General features: G+C 67.3%; 16 protein-coding genes. 9 read left to right on the top strand and 7 right to left on the bottom strand.

The genetic code is table 11. The annotated features are described in order from the left end of the window. From ipdC to echA20, 4 genes are read right to left on the bottom strand one after another with little or no spacing between them, the layout of a single operon-like run. Nucleotides 1-1,071, bottom strand: a complete 1,071-nt coding sequence (gene ipdC, locus A5694_RS12155) for a (3aS,4S,5R,7aS)-5-hydroxy-7a-methyl-1-oxo-octahydro-1H-indene-4-carboxyl-CoA dehydrogenase (protein ID WP_064922094.1) — start codon at nucleotides 1,069-1,071, stop codon at nucleotides 1-3. Continuing rightward, entirely contained in the window at nucleotides 1,068-1,820 is a 753-nt protein-coding gene (ipdB, locus tag A5694_RS12150; protein ID WP_064922093.1) for a cholesterol ring-cleaving hydrolase subunit IpdB, read from the bottom strand. The genes ipdC and ipdB overlap by 4 nt, the downstream gene beginning before the upstream one ends. Continuing rightward, nucleotides 1,817-2,695, bottom strand: a complete 879-nt coding sequence (gene ipdA, locus A5694_RS12145; protein ID WP_064922092.1) for a cholesterol ring-cleaving hydrolase subunit IpdA — start codon at nucleotides 2,693-2,695, stop codon at nucleotides 1,817-1,819. The genes ipdB and ipdA overlap by 4 nt, the downstream gene beginning before the upstream one ends. Next, nucleotides 2,692-3,450 carry a (7aS)-7a-methyl-1,5-dioxo-2,3,5,6,7,7a-hexahydro-1H-indene-carboxyl-CoA hydrolase gene (gene echA20 / locus A5694_RS12140; RefSeq protein ID WP_064922091.1) on the bottom strand — a complete coding sequence of 253 codons (759 nt, stop codon included), beginning with the start codon at nucleotides 3,448-3,450 and terminating at the stop codon, nucleotides 2,692-2,694. The genes ipdA and echA20 overlap by 4 nt, the downstream gene beginning before the upstream one ends. 70 nt (nucleotides 3,451-3,520) lie before the next feature. Between echA20 and A5694_RS12135 the strand changes: the two genes are divergently transcribed. Then, on the top strand, nucleotides 3,521-4,285 hold the full coding sequence (locus A5694_RS12135; protein WP_064922090.1) for an SDR family oxidoreductase: 765 nt from the start codon (nucleotides 3,521-3,523) through the stop codon (nucleotides 4,283-4,285). 29 nt (nucleotides 4,286-4,314) lie between these two features. Further along, the gene (locus A5694_RS12130) at nucleotides 4,315-5,220 is read left to right on the top strand and encodes an SDR family oxidoreductase (protein ID WP_064922089.1); all 906 of its coding nucleotides are present in this window, start codon (nucleotides 4,315-4,317) and stop codon (nucleotides 5,218-5,220) included. Between the two features lie 22 nt (nucleotides 5,221-5,242). Here the strand turns inward: A5694_RS12130 and A5694_RS12125 are convergent, their stop codons facing one another. From A5694_RS12125 to A5694_RS12115, 3 genes are read right to left on the bottom strand one after another with little or no spacing between them, the layout of a single operon-like run. Next, nucleotides 5,243-5,722, bottom strand: a complete 480-nt coding sequence (locus A5694_RS12125; protein WP_064922088.1) for a nitroreductase family deazaflavin-dependent oxidoreductase — start codon at nucleotides 5,720-5,722, stop codon at nucleotides 5,243-5,245. A 9-nt stretch (nucleotides 5,723-5,731) separates the two neighbouring features. Beyond that, entirely contained in the window at nucleotides 5,732-6,121 is a 390-nt protein-coding gene (locus tag A5694_RS12120) for a hypothetical protein (protein WP_064922087.1), read from the bottom strand. Beyond that, entirely contained in the window at nucleotides 6,122-7,273 is a 1,152-nt protein-coding gene (locus tag A5694_RS12115) for a steroid 3-ketoacyl-CoA thiolase (protein WP_064922086.1), read from the bottom strand. Nucleotides 7,274-7,391: 118 nt separating this feature from the next. Here A5694_RS12115 and A5694_RS12110 point away from each other — a divergent pair, with 118 nt between their 5' ends. From A5694_RS12110 to A5694_RS12080, 7 genes are read left to right on the top strand one after another with little or no spacing between them, the layout of a single operon-like run. After that, the gene (locus tag A5694_RS12110) at nucleotides 7,392-8,636 is read left to right on the top strand and encodes a cytochrome P450 (protein ID WP_064922085.1); all 1,245 of its coding nucleotides are present in this window, start codon (nucleotides 7,392-7,394) and stop codon (nucleotides 8,634-8,636) included. Between the two features lie 32 nt (nucleotides 8,637-8,668). After that, nucleotides 8,669-9,916 (top strand): cytochrome P450, encoded by a 1,248-nt coding sequence (locus A5694_RS12105; protein WP_064922084.1) that lies wholly within the window; start codon nucleotides 8,669-8,671, stop codon nucleotides 9,914-9,916. Between the two features lie 15 nt (nucleotides 9,917-9,931). Beyond that, nucleotides 9,932-10,945 carry an acyl-CoA dehydrogenase family protein gene (locus A5694_RS12100; protein WP_064922083.1) on the top strand — a complete coding sequence of 338 codons (1,014 nt, stop codon included), beginning with the start codon at nucleotides 9,932-9,934 and terminating at the stop codon, nucleotides 10,943-10,945. Further along, complete coding sequence (gene fadE29, locus A5694_RS12095) at nucleotides 10,930-12,093, top strand: acyl-CoA dehydrogenase FadE29 (protein ID WP_064922082.1); 1,164 nt, start codon at nucleotides 10,930-10,932, stop codon at nucleotides 12,091-12,093. Before A5694_RS12100 ends, fadE29 begins: the two co-directional genes overlap by 16 nt. Beyond that, the gene (locus A5694_RS12090) at nucleotides 12,090-13,052 is read left to right on the top strand and encodes a bifunctional MaoC family dehydratase N-terminal/OB-fold nucleic acid binding domain-containing protein (RefSeq protein ID WP_064922081.1); all 963 of its coding nucleotides are present in this window, start codon (nucleotides 12,090-12,092) and stop codon (nucleotides 13,050-13,052) included. The genes fadE29 and A5694_RS12090 overlap by 4 nt, the downstream gene beginning before the upstream one ends. Continuing rightward, nucleotides 13,049-13,450, top strand: coding sequence for a MaoC family dehydratase (locus A5694_RS12085; protein WP_064922080.1), 402 nt, complete (start codon nucleotides 13,049-13,051; stop codon nucleotides 13,448-13,450). Before A5694_RS12090 ends, A5694_RS12085 begins: the two co-directional genes overlap by 4 nt. Further along, nucleotides 13,450-14,607, top strand: a complete 1,158-nt coding sequence (locus A5694_RS12080; protein ID WP_064922079.1) for a lipid-transfer protein — start codon at nucleotides 13,450-13,452, stop codon at nucleotides 14,605-14,607. The genes A5694_RS12085 and A5694_RS12080 overlap by 1 nt, the downstream gene beginning before the upstream one ends. Nucleotides 14,608-14,682 lie beyond the last annotated feature (75 nt).

Genomic DNA, 14,682 nt, shown 5'->3' with positions numbered 1-14,682 from the left:
TTAGGTGATCAGCGAGGAGGCCGACTGCAGGTGGGTGACCGCTTCGTCGACGATCGAGCTGATCAGCTCCGCGCACGACGGCAGGTTGTCGAGGATGCCGGCGACTTGGCCCGAGGCCAGCACGCCGGCTTCGGTGTTGCCTTCTACCAGGCCTGCCTTCAAGAGCATCGGGGTGTTGGCGGCCATCAGCACCTGTGACCAGGTGAGTTCCTTGCCGTGTCGCATCGCCAGGCCGTCCCGCACCATGGTCGGCCACGACATGCCCGACATCTTCTTGAACTTCGCCGCGTTGCGGATGGCGGCGCTGAAACCGCGTGCCCGCGAACCGCTTTCGAGCTTCTCCACCAGTTCGGTACGCAGCACCCGGTGCGGCATGCCGTCGACCCGGGTCGAGACGACGGTGCCGCTCAAATCCGCAGCAAGGTAGCGCTGCTTGACCGCGTCCGGAACGGTCGAATCCGAGGTGAGCAGGAACCGGGTGCCCATCGCGACGCCGGTCGCACCGTAAGACAGCGCGGCGGCCAGGCCGCGGCCGTCGAAGAACCCGCCGGCGGCGATCACCTGAACCCCGGTACCGGCGACGGCGTCAAGCACCGACGGCAGCAGCAGCGTGGTGGCGACCGGGCCGGTGTGCCCGCCGCCCTCGCCGCCCTGCACGATCACCGCGTCGGCGCCCCAGGACGCCACCTTCTTGGCGTGCTTGGCCGCACCGACCGACGGGATCACCACCGAGCCGGCCTCTTTGAGCTTGGCGATCAGCTCGGCCTTGGGCGCCAGCGCGAACGACGCCACCTTGACGCCTTCGCGGATCATCAGATCCACCCGGTCGCCGGCGTCGGAGGCGTCGGCGCGGATGTTGACGCCGAACGGCTTGTCGGTGGCGGCCTTGACCTTCGAAATGGCAGCGGCCAGTTCGTCGATGGTCATGGTCGCCGAGGCCAGGATGCCCAGCCCGCCGGCGTTGGCGGTGGCCGAAACCAATCGGGCACCGGCCACCCAGCCCATCCCGGTCTGCACGACGGGATGTTCGATGCCGACCAGTGTGGTCAGCGGGGTCTTCAGCCGACTCATGCCCGGACTTCTTTGTCCCGCAGCGATTTCGGGTCGATGACCTCACGGATCAACCGCAGTTCCTCGACCTCCGGCAGCCGGGTCGTGGCGGCCTCGGCCAGCCCGTGCACCTCGAAGGAGGTGTTCTCGGCGACCTCGTCGGCGGTGACGCCGGGGTGCAGCGAGACGGCGCGCATCTGATGCGAAGGGCCGCCGAAGTCGAACACCCCGAGGTTGGTCACCACCCCACCCAGGTTGAAGAACCGGAACGCGGGGTTGGCCGGGTCGACCTTGTCGTAGCCGATGCCGGAGACGATGTCGACGGCCTCGCAGAACACCCGCGACGAGTGCGCGCCCACCCAGTAGCTGGTGGTGTGGTTGATGGTGTTGCCGGGGGCGCCGCGGACCCCGAACATCTGCCGGGTGGGCTGCTGCAGCGGACCGAACGCGCTCAGGTTCTGATTGCCGTAGCGGTCAATCTGGTTGGCGCCCATGATCACATGGCGCCGGCCCCACGACAGGGTCTCGAAGACCCGGTTGAACGGCATCCAGCCTTCCAGCGGCCCGACCTTGCCGATCGCCGGGGTGTCGGCCAGGATGCGAGCCTCCCCGTCGGTGAGCACCAGGTCGGGGGAGAAGGTCAGGCGGGCCAGCCGGGCGCCGACCGAGGGCACCGTAGCCATGGGTGAGGCCATGATCTCGCCGGCGTCGCGGAACAGCTCGGCACAGGCGACCGCGCAGATCTCGGCGCGAGTGGGTGAGTCGGTCATGCTTGGGCCTCCGCTCCGAATGCCTTAACCGCCGCCTGGTAGTCGTCTTCGCTACCGGACAGATAGGTGGCCTTGAACTCCGCCCAGGTCTCGTCGGACTTGGCGGCCTCGGCGTAGTGCCGCTGGAACTTCTCGTCGCGGCCGTAATCGGCTGCGCCAATGGTGAAGTGGGCTCCGTTGGGTGCCTCCACCACGCGATCGACCATCATCCGGTTGATGATCTGGGTCTGCGGGATCGATGCGGCCATCAGTTCCTCGGTGGACACGATCTTCTCCACCGACAGGAACCGGCGCTGCGCCGACATCAGGAACAGGTCGTCGAAGTACGGGTCGATCCCGGTGTAGGCGGCGTTGCCGCGCTCATCGCCGATGTTCATGTGCACGAACGCGGCGTCCAGGTTCAGCGCCGGCATCGCGACCAGGGTCTCGTGGCCGCCCTCAACGGGATACGGCGAGGTGACGGTCTTGAGCTCGCCCTCCCAGAAGTCGATCACCGAGCTGCCCAGACCGGCCCGGATCGGCAGGAACGGCAGCCGCTGGGCCGCGGCCTGCAGCCCGCAGCGCAGCATGCCCTCGTCCATCTCGCGGGCCTCGATGGCGCCGGTGGTGCGGGCGCGCGCGAACCACGGGTCGTAGAACGGCGGCGAGTCCAGCGAGACGAAGCCGTAGTAGGCCCGGCGCACCTTGCCCGCCGAGCACAGCAGCCCCAGATCCGGCCCGCCGTAGGTCACCACGGTCAGGTCCTTGACGTCGGTGCGCAGGATGGCGCGGACGAACGCCATCGGCTTACGCCGCGACCCCCAGCCACCGATGCCGATGGTCATGCCGTCGCGCAGCTCGGCGACGGCGTCGTCGAGTGTGGTCAGCTTGCTCATTTCTTGGCGCCCTTCTCGGTACCGGCGAACGCGTCGCGGTGTTCGTCGGCGACGCCGGCGAGGTTGAGCTCGAAGGTGAAGCCCTGCTCCATCCGGTAGCTGGAGTTGACCTTCTGCACGTCGATGAGGTTGAGCGCCTCTTTGGCGGCCCGGATCACCCGGGTGTCCTTGGCGGCGATGTCGCGGGCCACCCGCAGGGCGGATTCGTCGAGCTCGGCGCGCGGCACCACCTCGTGCACCGAGCCGTACTGGTGCAAGGTGGCCGCGTCCACGGTGGCCGCGGTGTAGAACAACCGGCGCATCATGTGCTGCGGCACCAGCCGGGACAGGTGGGTGGCCGCACCCAGCGCGCCGCGTTCCACCTCCGGCAGGCCGAACTTGGCGTCGTCGGAAGCCACGATCACGTCGGCGTTTCCGACCAGGCCGATCCCGCCGCCGACGCAGAAGCCATTGACCGCGGCGATCACCGGCACCGCGCACTCGTAGACGGCCTTGAAGGCGGCGAAGCAGCCGCGGTTGGCGTCGATCAGGGCGGTGAAGCCCTCGGTGTGCTGCATCTCCTTGATGTCCACGCCGGCGTTGAAGCCGCGGCCCTCGGCACGCAGGATCACCGCGTGGGTGGACATGTCGTTGCCGGCGGCGGTGATGACGTCACCCAGCTCGAACCAGGCTCGGGACGGCAGCGCGTTGACGGGCGGGAAGTCGACGGTGACCGCGACGATCCCGGGCTCGACGGTCTTGGATGTGATCGGCATTGGCGGGTTTTCCCTGTCGTGTCGGGGGCCATCAGTACCTGAGCAAGCACTTGCTTGGTACGCTAGCACAATGCGTGACGCCATCAACCTCGGTTTGACCGGCAAGGTGGTCCTGGTGACCGGCGGGGTGCGCGGCGTGGGCGCCGGTATCAGCGCCGTCTTCGCCGATCAGGGAGCGACGGTGGTGACCTGCGCCCGGCGCCCGGTGGAGGGCCTGCCGTACGAGTTCCACGCCTGCGACGTGCGCGACGACGACGCGGTCCGGGGACTGATCGAGGCGGTCGTGGCCACCCACGGCCGGATCGACGTCGTGGTCAACAATGCCGGCGGCTCGCCGTTCGCATTTGCCGCCGATGCGTCGGCCAACTTCAGTCGCAAGATCATCGAACTGAATCTGCTCAGTGCCCTGCTGGTGTCCACGCACGCCAACGCGGTCATGCAGACCCAGGACGGCGGGGGCTCGATCGTCAACATCACCAGTGTCAGCGGCCGTCGGCCGTCACCGGGCACCGCGGCCTACGGCGCGGCCAAGGCCGGGGTGGACAGCCTGACCACATCGTTGGCCGTCGAATGGGCGCCGAAGGTGCGGATCAACTCGATCGTCGTCGGCATGGTCGAGACCGAGCAGTCCGAGCTGTTCTACGGCGACGCCGAATCGGTGGCCGCGGTCGGCGCCACCGTGCCGTTGGGCCGGTTGGCCAAGCCCTCCGAAATCGGTTGGACAGCCGCATTTTTGAGTTCCGATCTGGCTTCCTATGTCACTGGCGCCAGCCTTACCGTGCACGGTGGCGGCGAGAACCCCGCCTACCTCGACGCATCCAGCGCGAACAAGTAAGTCGACCCCAAAAAAAGGAGACAGCACTGATGGGACTTCTCGACGGCCGCGTGGTCATCGTCACCGGAGCCGGCGGCGGAATCGGGCGGGCGCACGCGCTGGCGTTCGCCGCCGAGGGCGCCCGGGTGGTGGTCAACGACATCGGCGTCGGCCTCGACGGGTCACCGGCCGGTGGGGGCAGCGCCGCCCAGGCCGTGGTCGATGAGATCGTCGCCGCCGGGGGGGAAGCCGTCGCCAACGGCTCCAACGTGGCCGACTGGGCCCAGGCCGAGCAGTTGATCCAGACCGCGGTCGACGCCTTCGGTGGGCTGGACGTGCTGGTCAACAACGCCGGCATCGTCCGGGACCGGATGTTCGCCAACACCAGCGAAGAGGAGTTCGACGCCGTCGTCGCCGTGCACCTCAAGGGGCACTTCGCCACCATGCGGCACGCCGCCGCCTATTGGCGGGCCAAGTCCAAGGCCGGCGAGACGGTGGACGCCCGGATCATCAACACCAGTTCCGGGGCCGGCCTGCAGGGCAGCGTCGGGCAGGCCAACTACAGCGCCGCCAAGGCCGGTATCGCCGCGATGACCCTGGTCGCCTCTGCGGAGATGGGCCGCTACGGCGTCACCGTCAACGCGATCGCCCCGTCGGCGCGCACCCGGATGACCGAGACCGTGTTCGCCGACATGATGAACACCCAGGACCAGGCCTTCGACGCGATGGCCCCAGAGAACGTGAGCCCGCTGGTGGTGTGGCTGGGCAGTGTGGAATCCAAAGACGTCACCGGCAAGGTGTTCGAGGTCGAGGGCGGCAAGATCCGCGTCGCCGAGGGCTGGGCGCACGGCCCGCAGGCCGACAAGGGCGCCCGCTGGGATCCTGCCGAGCTGGGGCCGGTCGTCACCGATCTGCTGGCCAAGGCGCGCAAGCCGGTGCCGGTTTACGGGGCTTAGCCCCGGCCGGCCCGATAGCGGATCAGGGCTCGCAGATGACGATCGGGATCTCCCGGTCGGTCCAGGCGCGGTAGTTGACGAAGTCGGGATACATCGCGTCGAGCTTCGGCCAGTAGGCGGCCCGCTCGGACTCACTGGCGTCGCGGGCGCGCAACGTCAGCACCTCGTTGCGGATCCGGAACGACACCTGCGGGTTCGCCTTCAGGTTCAGGTACCACATCGGGTTGGTGGCGCGCCCGCCCTGCGACGCCACCAGGATCACCCGGTCGCCTTCGCGCAGGAACAGCAACGGGGACTCACGGGGCTGACCGGTCTTGCGCCCGGTGGTGGTGAGGATCCCGACTTCGGGGACCTCCCCGAAATGCTTGGTGCCCAGCCGCCACTTGCCGCCGATCCGGCCGCCGGTGGCTTTGTAGGCGAGTGTGTTGGCCCGGGACATCCACTTGATGATGGTGCCGGTGACCGGTGAGTCCAGCGACTTCGGCTTCTCTGGTGTCTCCACGGCACCACCCTAACGTTGCACGAACGGCTTGATCCCGGCCCGGATGTGGTGGATGACGGCGGTGCCGTCGGGGCTGTCGGCGGGAATGACGAAGACCTCGTCGACATGCGAGCAGATCCGTCGGCCGAACAGCGACGGCTTGGTGATGATGTCGTAGACCGCGCGCACCTCGTCACCGTCGATGCTGTACTTCGGCAAAGTGGCGGCCGAGATCAGCCGGAACTGCGGCCCACGATTGAGGCTGCGCCGCAAGTGGTTTCCGGAAAATCCGGTCTTGAGTCCGACCTCGATGCGGACGCAGTCGGGGGAGAACCGGACCGCGGAGGCGTCGTGGCTGACCAGCGCGTCGATGTAGGCCTGGGCGGCCGCGATGCGGTCGGTCTCTGGCACGGGGGCCATTTAGATCCGCTCGATGATGGTGCCGGTGGACAGCGCGCCGCCGGCACACATGGTGATCAACGCGGTCGAGGAGTCGGTGCGCTCCAGCTCGTGCAGCGCGGTGGTGATCAGCCGGCTGCCGGTGGAACCCACCGGGTGGCCCAGCGCGATCGCCCCGCCGTTGACGTTGACCCGATCCATGTCCGGGTTGTGCACCGCGGCCCAGGACAGCACCACCGAGGCGAACGCCTCGTTGATCTCGACCAGGTCGATGTCTCCCATCTTCATGCCGGCCTTCTCCAGCACCTTGGCGGTGGACTGCACCGGGCCGTCCAGGTGGTAGTAGGGCTCGGCGCCGACCAGGGCCTGGCTGACGATCCGGGCGCGCGGCTTGAGCCCCAGCGCCTTGGCCTTGTCTTCGTCCATCCACAGCACCGCGGCCGCCCCGTCGGAGATCTGCGACGACGTGCCGGCGGTGTGGATGCCGCCCTCGAGCACCGGGTTCAGCTTGGCCAGCCCCTCGAGCGTGGTGTCACGCAGCCCCTGGTCGCGGCTGACGGTGTTCCACTCGGCGGTGGGCTGCTTGTTCTCGTCGATCACCGGCGCCTCGATCGGGGAGATTTCCCGGTCGAACCGGCCCTCGGCCCAGGCCTGCTTGGCCAGCTGCTGCGAGCGCAACCCGAACGCGTCCACGTCGGCGCGGGTGATGCCGCGGCGCTTGGCGATCCGCTCGGCGGCCTCGAACTGGTTGGGCAGGTCGATGTCCCAGGACGCCGCCCGGGCGCCGCCGCCGTTCTCGCCCAGGCCCACCCGGCTCATCGCCTCGATGCCGCAAGCGATGCCGATGTCGATGGCGCCGGTTGCGATCAGGCCGGCTATCAGGTGGTTGGCCTGTTGCGCGCTGCCGCACTGGCAGTCGATGCTGGTGGCGCCGACGTGCTCGGGCAGACCCGCGATCAGCCAGGACTGCCGGGCGACGTTGTTGGCCTGCTCGCCGTACTGGGTGACGCAGCCGCTGATGACCTGCTCGACGCTGCCCGGGTCGATACCGGCCTTGGTGACCAGGGCCTTTTGCACCGCCCCGAGCAGTTCGGTGGCGTGCAGGCCGGACAGCCAGCCGTTACGTTTACCGATGGGGCTACGAGTGGCTTCGACGATGACAGGTTTACCCATGCGGCCAGGCTAGAACACGTTTCAACAGTCTGACAAGCGACGATGTGAAGACGCCTTTGGTCTATGGTGAGGCCATGTTTTACTGCTACTAGAACGCGTTGCATTTAGGAGTCCGTCGATGTCGAGTATCAAACTACCGCCGGGGTTCGACTTCACTGACCCGGAGATCTACGCCGAACGGCTCCCGGATGCGGAGTTCGCCCAAGTGCGGGCCGCCGCCCCGATCACCTGGATCGAGCAGCCGGACGACAAGAGTGGCGGATTCAAAGACGGTGGCTACTGGGCGATCACCAGCCACCACGACGTCAAAGAGGTGTCCCGGCTCGACGACGTCTTCTCCAGCGAGATCAATGGGGCCATCCCGCGCTACAACGACGACATCGAACGGGAGAACATCGACGTCGGCCGGCTGCTGATGCTCAACCAGGACGCGCCCCGGCACACCCGGCTGCGCCGGATCGTCTCGCGTGGTTTCACCCCCCGCCACATCCTGCCGCTGCACGACGAACTGCAGGAGCGCGCCCAGGCCATCGCCAAGGAGGCCGCCGCCAAGGGCACCGGTGACTTCGTGGTGGAGGTGGCCTCCGAGCTGCCGCTGCAGGCGATCGCCGGCCTGATGGGGGTGCCGCAGGAGGACCGCGGCAAGTTGTTCAACTGGACCAACCAGATGACGTCCTACGACGACCCGGAGTACGCCCACTACGACCCGAAGACCTCGTCGATGGAGATCATCTCCTACGGGCTGCAGCTGGCCGAGATGAAGCGGCAGAACCCCGGCCAGGACATCGTCACCACGTTGATCGAGGCGGACATCGACGGCGAGAAGCTCAACGACGACGAGCTGGGGTTCTTCATCATTCTGCTGGCGGTGGCCGGCAGCGAGACCACACGTAACTCGATCACCCAGGGGATGATGGCGTTCACCGAGTTCCCCGAGCAGTGGGAGCTGTTCAAGTCCGAGCGCCCGGAGACCACCGCCGACGAGGTGGTGCGGTGGGCCACCCCGGTGACGTCGTTCCAGCGCACCGCCACCCGCGATTACGAGCTGTCCGGGGTGAAGATCAAGAAGGGCCAGCGGGTGGTGATGTTCTACCGCGCCGCCAACTTCGACCCCGAGGTCTTCGACGACCCGCAGCAGTTCAACATCCTGCGGGACCCCAACCCGCACGTCGGCTTCGGCGGCACCGGCGCGCACTACTGCATCGGCACCCACCTGGCCCGGATGTCGGTGAACCTGATGTTCAACGCCATCGCCGACCAGATTCCCAACCTCAAGCCCCTGGCCGCCCCGGAACGCCTGCGTTCGGGCTGGCTCAACGGGATCAAGCACTGGCAGGTCGACTACACCGGCAAGTCCGCCTGAACCACCGAACGAACACGGAGGGTAGTTCCACCATGTCCACACTTCCCGCAGGATTCGACTTCCTCAATCCTGACGTCATCGTCCAAGGCATCCCGGAGGAGGAATTCGCGCGGCTGCGCAAGGCGGCGCCTGTCTGTTGGGTCGAGCAAGCCCCCGGCAAGGGCGGCGGATTCAACGACGGGGGCTACTGGGCGGTCACCAAGCTCGCCGACGTCAAAGAGGTGTCGCTGCGCAGCGATGTCTTCTCCAGCTACGAAAACTGTGTGATCCCACGGTTTCCCGACGACATGGCTCGGGAGAACATCGAGGTTCAGCGGTTCGTGATGCTGAACATGGATGCGCCGCACCACACCCGGCTGCGCCGGATCATCTCTCGGGGCTTCACCCCACGAGCGATCGGGCGGCTGCGCGACGAACTCCACGAGCGTGCGCAGGCGATCGTCAAAGCCGCCGCCGAGGCCGGCTCCGGGGACTTTGTCGAGCAGGTCTCTTGCGAGCTGCCGCTGCAGGCGATCGCCGGGCTGCTCGGGGTGCCGCAGGAAGACCGGGACAAGCTGTTCCAGTGGTCCAACGAGATGACCGGCAGCGAGGACCCGGAATACGCCGACATCGACCCGCAGGCCTCGTCGGTCGAGTTGATCCAGTACGCCATGCAACTGGCCGCCGCCAAGGCGGAGAACCCGGGCGAGGACATCGTCACCACCCTGATCAACGCGGACATCGACGGCGAGAAGCTCTCCGACGACGAGTTCGGTTTCTTCGTGGTGATGCTGGCGGTGGCCGGCAACGAGACCACCCGCAACTCGATCACCCACGGCATGATCGCGTTCTCCGAGCACCCCGAGCAGTGGGAGCTGTTCAAAAAGGAGCGCCCGGCAACTACCGCCGACGAGATCGTGCGGTGGGCCTCCCCGGTGATCTGCTTCCAGCGCACCGCGCTGGAAGACTACGAACTGTCCGGAGCGCAGATCAAGAAGGGCCAGCGGGTAGTGATGTTCTACCGCTCGGCCAACTTCGACGAGGACGCCTTCGACAACCCGCAGGAGTTCAACATCCTGCGCGATCCGAACCCGCACGTCGGGTTCGGCGGCACCGGTGCGCACTACTGCATCGGCACCCACCTGGCCCGGCTGACGATCGACCTGATCTTCAACGCAGTCGCCGACCACGTGCCGGACCTGGCCCCGCTGGCCAAGCCGGAACGGCTGCGGTCCGGGTGGCTCAACGGCATCAAGCATTGGCAGATGGACTACACCGGCAAATGCCCGGTGGCCCACTAGGTTTAAGGAGATTCGGTGGACTTCAGTCCAGATCCGGAACAGCAGGCAGTCGCCGACGTCGTCACGTCGGTGCTCGACCGGGACAACAGCTGGGAGGCGCTGGTCGCCGGCGGCGTGACCGCTCTCGCGGTGCCGGAGCGGCTCGGCGGTGACGGGGTCGGCTTGTCGGAAGTCGCCACGGCGCTCACCGAGATCGGTCGGCACGGGACCGTCAGCCCCGCACTGGCCACCCTCGGGTTCGGCCTGGTGCCGCTGCTGGAACTGGCCAGCGAGGGCGAGCAGGACCGCTACCTGGCCGGCGTGGCCAAAGGGGCGGTGCTGACCGCCGCGCTCGACGAGCCGGCCGCCGCGCTCCCCGAGCAGCCCGCAGTCACGCTGACCGGTAATCGCTTGTCCGGCACCAAGATCGGGGTGCCCTTCGCCGAGCAGGCCGAGTGGATGCTGGTCACCGCTGATTCCGGTGTTGCGGTGATCTCACCGACGGCGGCCGGGGTGACGCTGAACAAGACCCCGACGGCCAACCACAGCGACGAGTACACGGTCGTCTTCGACGACGCCGAGGTCGACACCGTGCTCGACGGCGCCTCGGTGCATCGGGTGAACCAATTGGCGCTGGCCATGATCGGCGCCTACGCCTCCGGATTGGTGGCCGGTGCGCTGCGGCTGACCGCCGACTACGTCGGCAGCCGTGAGCAATTCGGCCGACCGCTGTCGACCTTCCAGACGGTGGCCGCGCAACTGTCCGAGGTCTACATCGTCTCGCGCACCATCACCTTGGCGGCGACGTCGGTGGTGTGGCGGCTGGCCAACGGCCTCGACGCCACCGACGACCTCGGGGTGCTCGGCTACTGGATCACCTCGCAGGCGCCCCCGGTGATGCAACTCTGCCATCACCTGCACGGCGGGATGGGTATGGACGTGGACTACCCGATGGACCGCTACTACTCCACGATCAAGGACCTGAACCGCCTGCTGGGCGGACGGTCGCACCGTCTCGACCTGGTGGGAGCACAATGTTCGTCGATCTGACCCCCGAGCAGCGCAAGCTGCAAGCCGAACTACGGGAATACTTCGCCAACCTCATCACCCCTGATGAGGAAAAGGCGATGGCCGTCGACCGGCACAACCAGGCCTACCGTGACGTGATCCGGCGGATGGGCCGCGACGGCAAGCTCGGGGTGGGCTGGCCCAAGGAGTTCGGCGGCCTGGGCTTCGGTCCGATCGAGCAGCAGATCTTCGTCAACGAGGCGCAGCGCGCCGACATCCCGCTGCCGGCCGTGACGCTGCAGACGGTCGGTCCGACCTTGCAGGTGTATGGCAACGAGGCGCAGAAGAAGAAGTTCCTGCCGGCGATCCTGGCCGGGGAAGTGCATTTCGCGATCGGCTACACCGAACCGGAAGCCGGCACCGACCTGGCGTCGTTGCGCACCACCGCGGTGCGCGACGGTGACCACTACATCGTCAACGGTCAGAAGGTGTTCACCACCGGCGCGCACGACGCCGACTACATCTGGCTGGCGGTGCGCACCGACCCGACCGCGGTGAAGCACAAGGGGATCTCGATCCTCATCGTCGACACCAAGGACCCGGGTTACTCCTGGACACCGATGATCCTGTCCGATGGCGCGCATCACACCAACGCGACCTACTACAACGACGTTCGGGTGCCCGTCGACATGCTGGTCGGCGAGGAGAACGGCGGCTGGAAGCTGATCACCACCCAGCTCAACAACGAGCGCGTGATGCTCGGTCCGGCCGGCCGGTTCGGCGCCATCTACGACAAGGTGCACGCCTGGGCCACCAAGCCCGGCAGCGACGGGGTGACCCCGATCTCCCACGAGGCGGTCAAGCGCGGCCTCGGCGAGATCCACGCCATGTTCCGCATCAACGAGTTGCTCAACTGGCAGGTCGCTGCGGCCGGCGAGATCATCGATGTCGCCGACGCGGCAGCCACCAAAGTCTTTGGCACCGAGCGGATCCAGTACGCCGGCCGGTTGGCCGAGGAGATCGTCGGCTGCTACGGCAACCCGGCCGACCCGGCCACCGCCGAGCTGCTGCGCTGGCTGGATGTGCAGGCCAAACGCAACCTGGTCATCACGTTCGGCGGTGGGGTCAACGAGGTGATGCGCGAGATGATCGCCGCCTCAGGTCTCAAGGTTCCGCGGGTGCCACGATGAACGAGCTGAGCTCGGGGATCGAGCAGATATTGGCGGCCGGCCGCAGCAAGCCACGGTCCGGTCGGGACCCGGTGAACCAGCCGATGATTCGGCACTGGGTTGATGCGATCGGCGACAAGAACCCGATCTACATCGACGAGGCGGCTGCCAAGGCGGCCGGCCACCCCGGAATCGTCGCTCCGCCGGCGATGATCCAGGTGTGGACCATGATGGGCCTGGGCGGGGAGCGTCCCGCAGACGACCCGCTCGGCAAGGTCATGGAATTGTTCGACGGCGCAGGCTATGTCGGCGTGGTGGCCACCAACTGCGAGCAGACCTACCACCGCTACCTGCGGCCGGGCGAAGAGGTCAGTGTCACCGCCGAGGTGACCGACATCGTGGGACCCAAGCAGACCGGCTTGGGTGAGGGGTACTTCGTCACCCAGAAAATCCGCTGGTGGGTCGGCGAAGAGAATGTCGCCGACATGAACTGGCGCATCTTGAAGTTCCTGCCGAAAGACCGCGCCGAGTCCGTCGCGGTGCCCGAGGATCTCGAGCCGGACAAGATGATGCGCCCCTCATGGTCGAGGGATTCCCAGTACTTCTGGGAGGGGGTGGCCGCCCACGAGCTGCGCATCCAGCGCCGTCCGGATGGCAGCCTGCAGCACCCGCCGGTGCCGGCGGTCTGGAAGGACAAGACCGAGACCACCGACTACGTCGTTTCCAGCGGTAAGGGAACGGTGTTCAGCTACGTGGTGCACCACGCCCCGAAAGTCCCCGGCCGAGCATGTCCGTTTGTGATCGCGCTGGTCGAGCTCGAGCAGGGCGTGCGGATGCTCGGTGAGCTGCGCGGCGTCGACGCCGCTGCGGTGAAGATCGGAATGCCGGTTCGCGCAACCTATCTCGACTTCCCTGCCAGTGACGCCGGTCCGGCCTGGAGCTTGTATGCATGGGAGCCTGTGGAAGGAGGCGGGGCATGAGCGCTCCGACCGTGGAAGTGGGCACCACACTGCCCGAACTGAAGATCTACGGCGACCCGACATTCATCGTCTCCACGGCGATCGCCACCCGCGATTACCAGGACGTGCACCACGACCGGGACAAGGCTCAGGCCAAGGGGTCCAAGGACATCTTCGTCAACATTCTCACCGACACCGGCCTGGTGCAGCGTTACCTCACCGACTGGGCCGGATCCAACGCGGTGATCCGCTCGATCGCGCTGCGACTGGGCGTGCCGTGGTACGCCTACGACACCGTCACCTTCAGCGGTGAGGTGACCGCGGTGGAGGACGGCCTGGTCACGGTGAAAGTCGTTGGTAACAACAGCCTGGGCGACCATGTCATCGCCACGGCCACACTGACCATCGGGGAGGCGTGATGTTGTCCGGTAAGGCGGCCATCGCCGGGATCGGCGCAACCGACTTCTCCAAGGAATCCGGGCGCAGCGAACTGCGCCTGGCCGCCGAGGCGGTGCTCGACGCGCTCGACGACGCGGGCCTGACGCCGGCCGACGTCGACGGGTTGGTGACCTTCACCATGGACTCCAATCTGGAGACCGCCGTCGCGCGCGCTACCGGCATCGGTGAGCTGACGTTCTTCTCCCAGATCGGTTACGGCGGCGGTGCCGCGGCGGCCACCGTGCAGCAGGCGGCCATGGCGGTGGCGACCGGGGTGGCCGAAGTCGTGGTGGCCTACCGCGCTTTCAACGAGCGCTCGGAATTCCGGTTCGGCCAGGTGATGACCGGGCTGACCGTCAACGCCGATTCCCGTGGCGTGGAGTACAGCTGGTCCTACCCGCACGGCCTGAGCACCCCCGCCGCGTCGGTGGCGATGATCGCCCAGCGCTACATGCACGAATACGGGGCCACCAGTGCAGATTTCGGTGTGGTATCGGTCGCCGACCGCAAGCACGCGGCGACCAACCCCAAGGCCCACTTCTACGGCAAGCCGATCACCATCGAGGATCACCAGAACTCGCGCTGGATCGCCGAGCCGCTGCGGCTGCTGGACTGCTGCCAGGAGACCGACGGCGGGGTGGCCATCGTGGTGACCACCCCCGAGCGGGCACGCGACCTCAAGCACCGTCCGGCGGTCATCGAAGCGGCCGCGCAGGGCGCCGGCGCCGACCAGTTCACCATGTACTCCTACTACCGCGAGGAGCTCGGGCTGCCCGAGATGGGCCTGGTGGGCAAGCAGTTGTGGGCGCAGTCCGGACTGACACCGGCCGACATCCAGACCGCGGTGCTCTACGACCACTTCACCCCGTACACGCTGATCCAGTTGGAGGAGCTGGGTTTCTGCGGTAAGGGGGAGGCCAAGGACTTCATCGCCGGCGGGGCGATCGAGCTGGGCGGCCGGCTGCCGATCAACACCCACGGCGGCCAACTCGGCGAGGCCTACGTGCACGGCATGAACGGCATCGCCGAAGGGGTGCGCCAGCTGCGCGGCACGTCGGTCAACCAGGTCGAGGGCGTCGAGCACGTGCTGGTCACCGCCGGCACCGGCGTGCCCACGTCGGGCCTGATCCTGGGTTGACCCCTTCTCGCCGAACGTGAAGTTGGCTTCACGCTCAGGGGTCGAGCGTGAAGCTACCTTCACGTTCGGCAGGGT

This window comes from Mycolicibacter sinensis, assembly GCF_001667945.1.
Taxonomy (GTDB): domain Bacteria; phylum Actinomycetota; class Actinomycetes; order Mycobacteriales; family Mycobacteriaceae; genus Mycobacterium; species Mycobacterium sinense_B.
This window is presented reverse-complemented; position numbering and strand designations above follow the sequence as displayed.

Bases quoted from the DNA above. Each gene is read 5' to 3' on its own strand.
- A5694_RS12130 (WP_064922089.1), top strand. From the start codon at position 4,315: ATGGGACTTCTCGACGGCCGCGTGGTCATCGTCACCGGAGCCGGCGGC.
- A5694_RS12115 (WP_064922086.1), bottom strand. From the start codon at position 7,273: ATGGGTAAACCTGTCATCGTCGAAGCCACTCGTAGCCCCATCGGTAAA.
- fadE29 (WP_064922082.1), top strand. From the start codon at position 10,930: ATGTTCGTCGATCTGACCCCCGAGCAGCGCAAGCTGCAAGCCGAACTA.
- ipdC (WP_064922094.1), bottom strand. From the start codon at position 1,071: ATGAGTCGGCTGAAGACCCCGCTGACCACACTGGTCGGCATCGAACAT.
- ipdA (WP_064922092.1), bottom strand. From the start codon at position 2,695: ATGAGCAAGCTGACCACACTCGACGACGCCGTCGCCGAGCTGCGCGAC.
- echA20 (WP_064922091.1), bottom strand. From the start codon at position 3,450: ATGCCGATCACATCCAAGACCGTCGAGCCCGGGATCGTCGCGGTCACC.
- A5694_RS12135 (WP_064922090.1), top strand. From the start codon at position 3,521: ATGCGTGACGCCATCAACCTCGGTTTGACCGGCAAGGTGGTCCTGGTG.
- ipdB (WP_064922093.1), bottom strand. From the start codon at position 1,820: ATGACCGACTCACCCACTCGCGCCGAGATCTGCGCGGTCGCCTGTGCC.
- A5694_RS12120 (WP_064922087.1), bottom strand. From the start codon at position 6,121: ATGGCCCCCGTGCCAGAGACCGACCGCATCGCGGCCGCCCAGGCCTAC.
- A5694_RS12080 (WP_064922079.1), top strand. From the start codon at position 13,450: ATGTTGTCCGGTAAGGCGGCCATCGCCGGGATCGGCGCAACCGACTTC.
- A5694_RS12110 (WP_064922085.1), top strand. From the start codon at position 7,392: ATGTCGAGTATCAAACTACCGCCGGGGTTCGACTTCACTGACCCGGAG.
- A5694_RS12085 (WP_064922080.1), top strand. From the start codon at position 13,049: ATGAGCGCTCCGACCGTGGAAGTGGGCACCACACTGCCCGAACTGAAG.
- A5694_RS12105 (WP_064922084.1), top strand. From the start codon at position 8,669: ATGTCCACACTTCCCGCAGGATTCGACTTCCTCAATCCTGACGTCATC.
- A5694_RS12090 (WP_064922081.1), top strand. From the start codon at position 12,090: ATGAACGAGCTGAGCTCGGGGATCGAGCAGATATTGGCGGCCGGCCGC.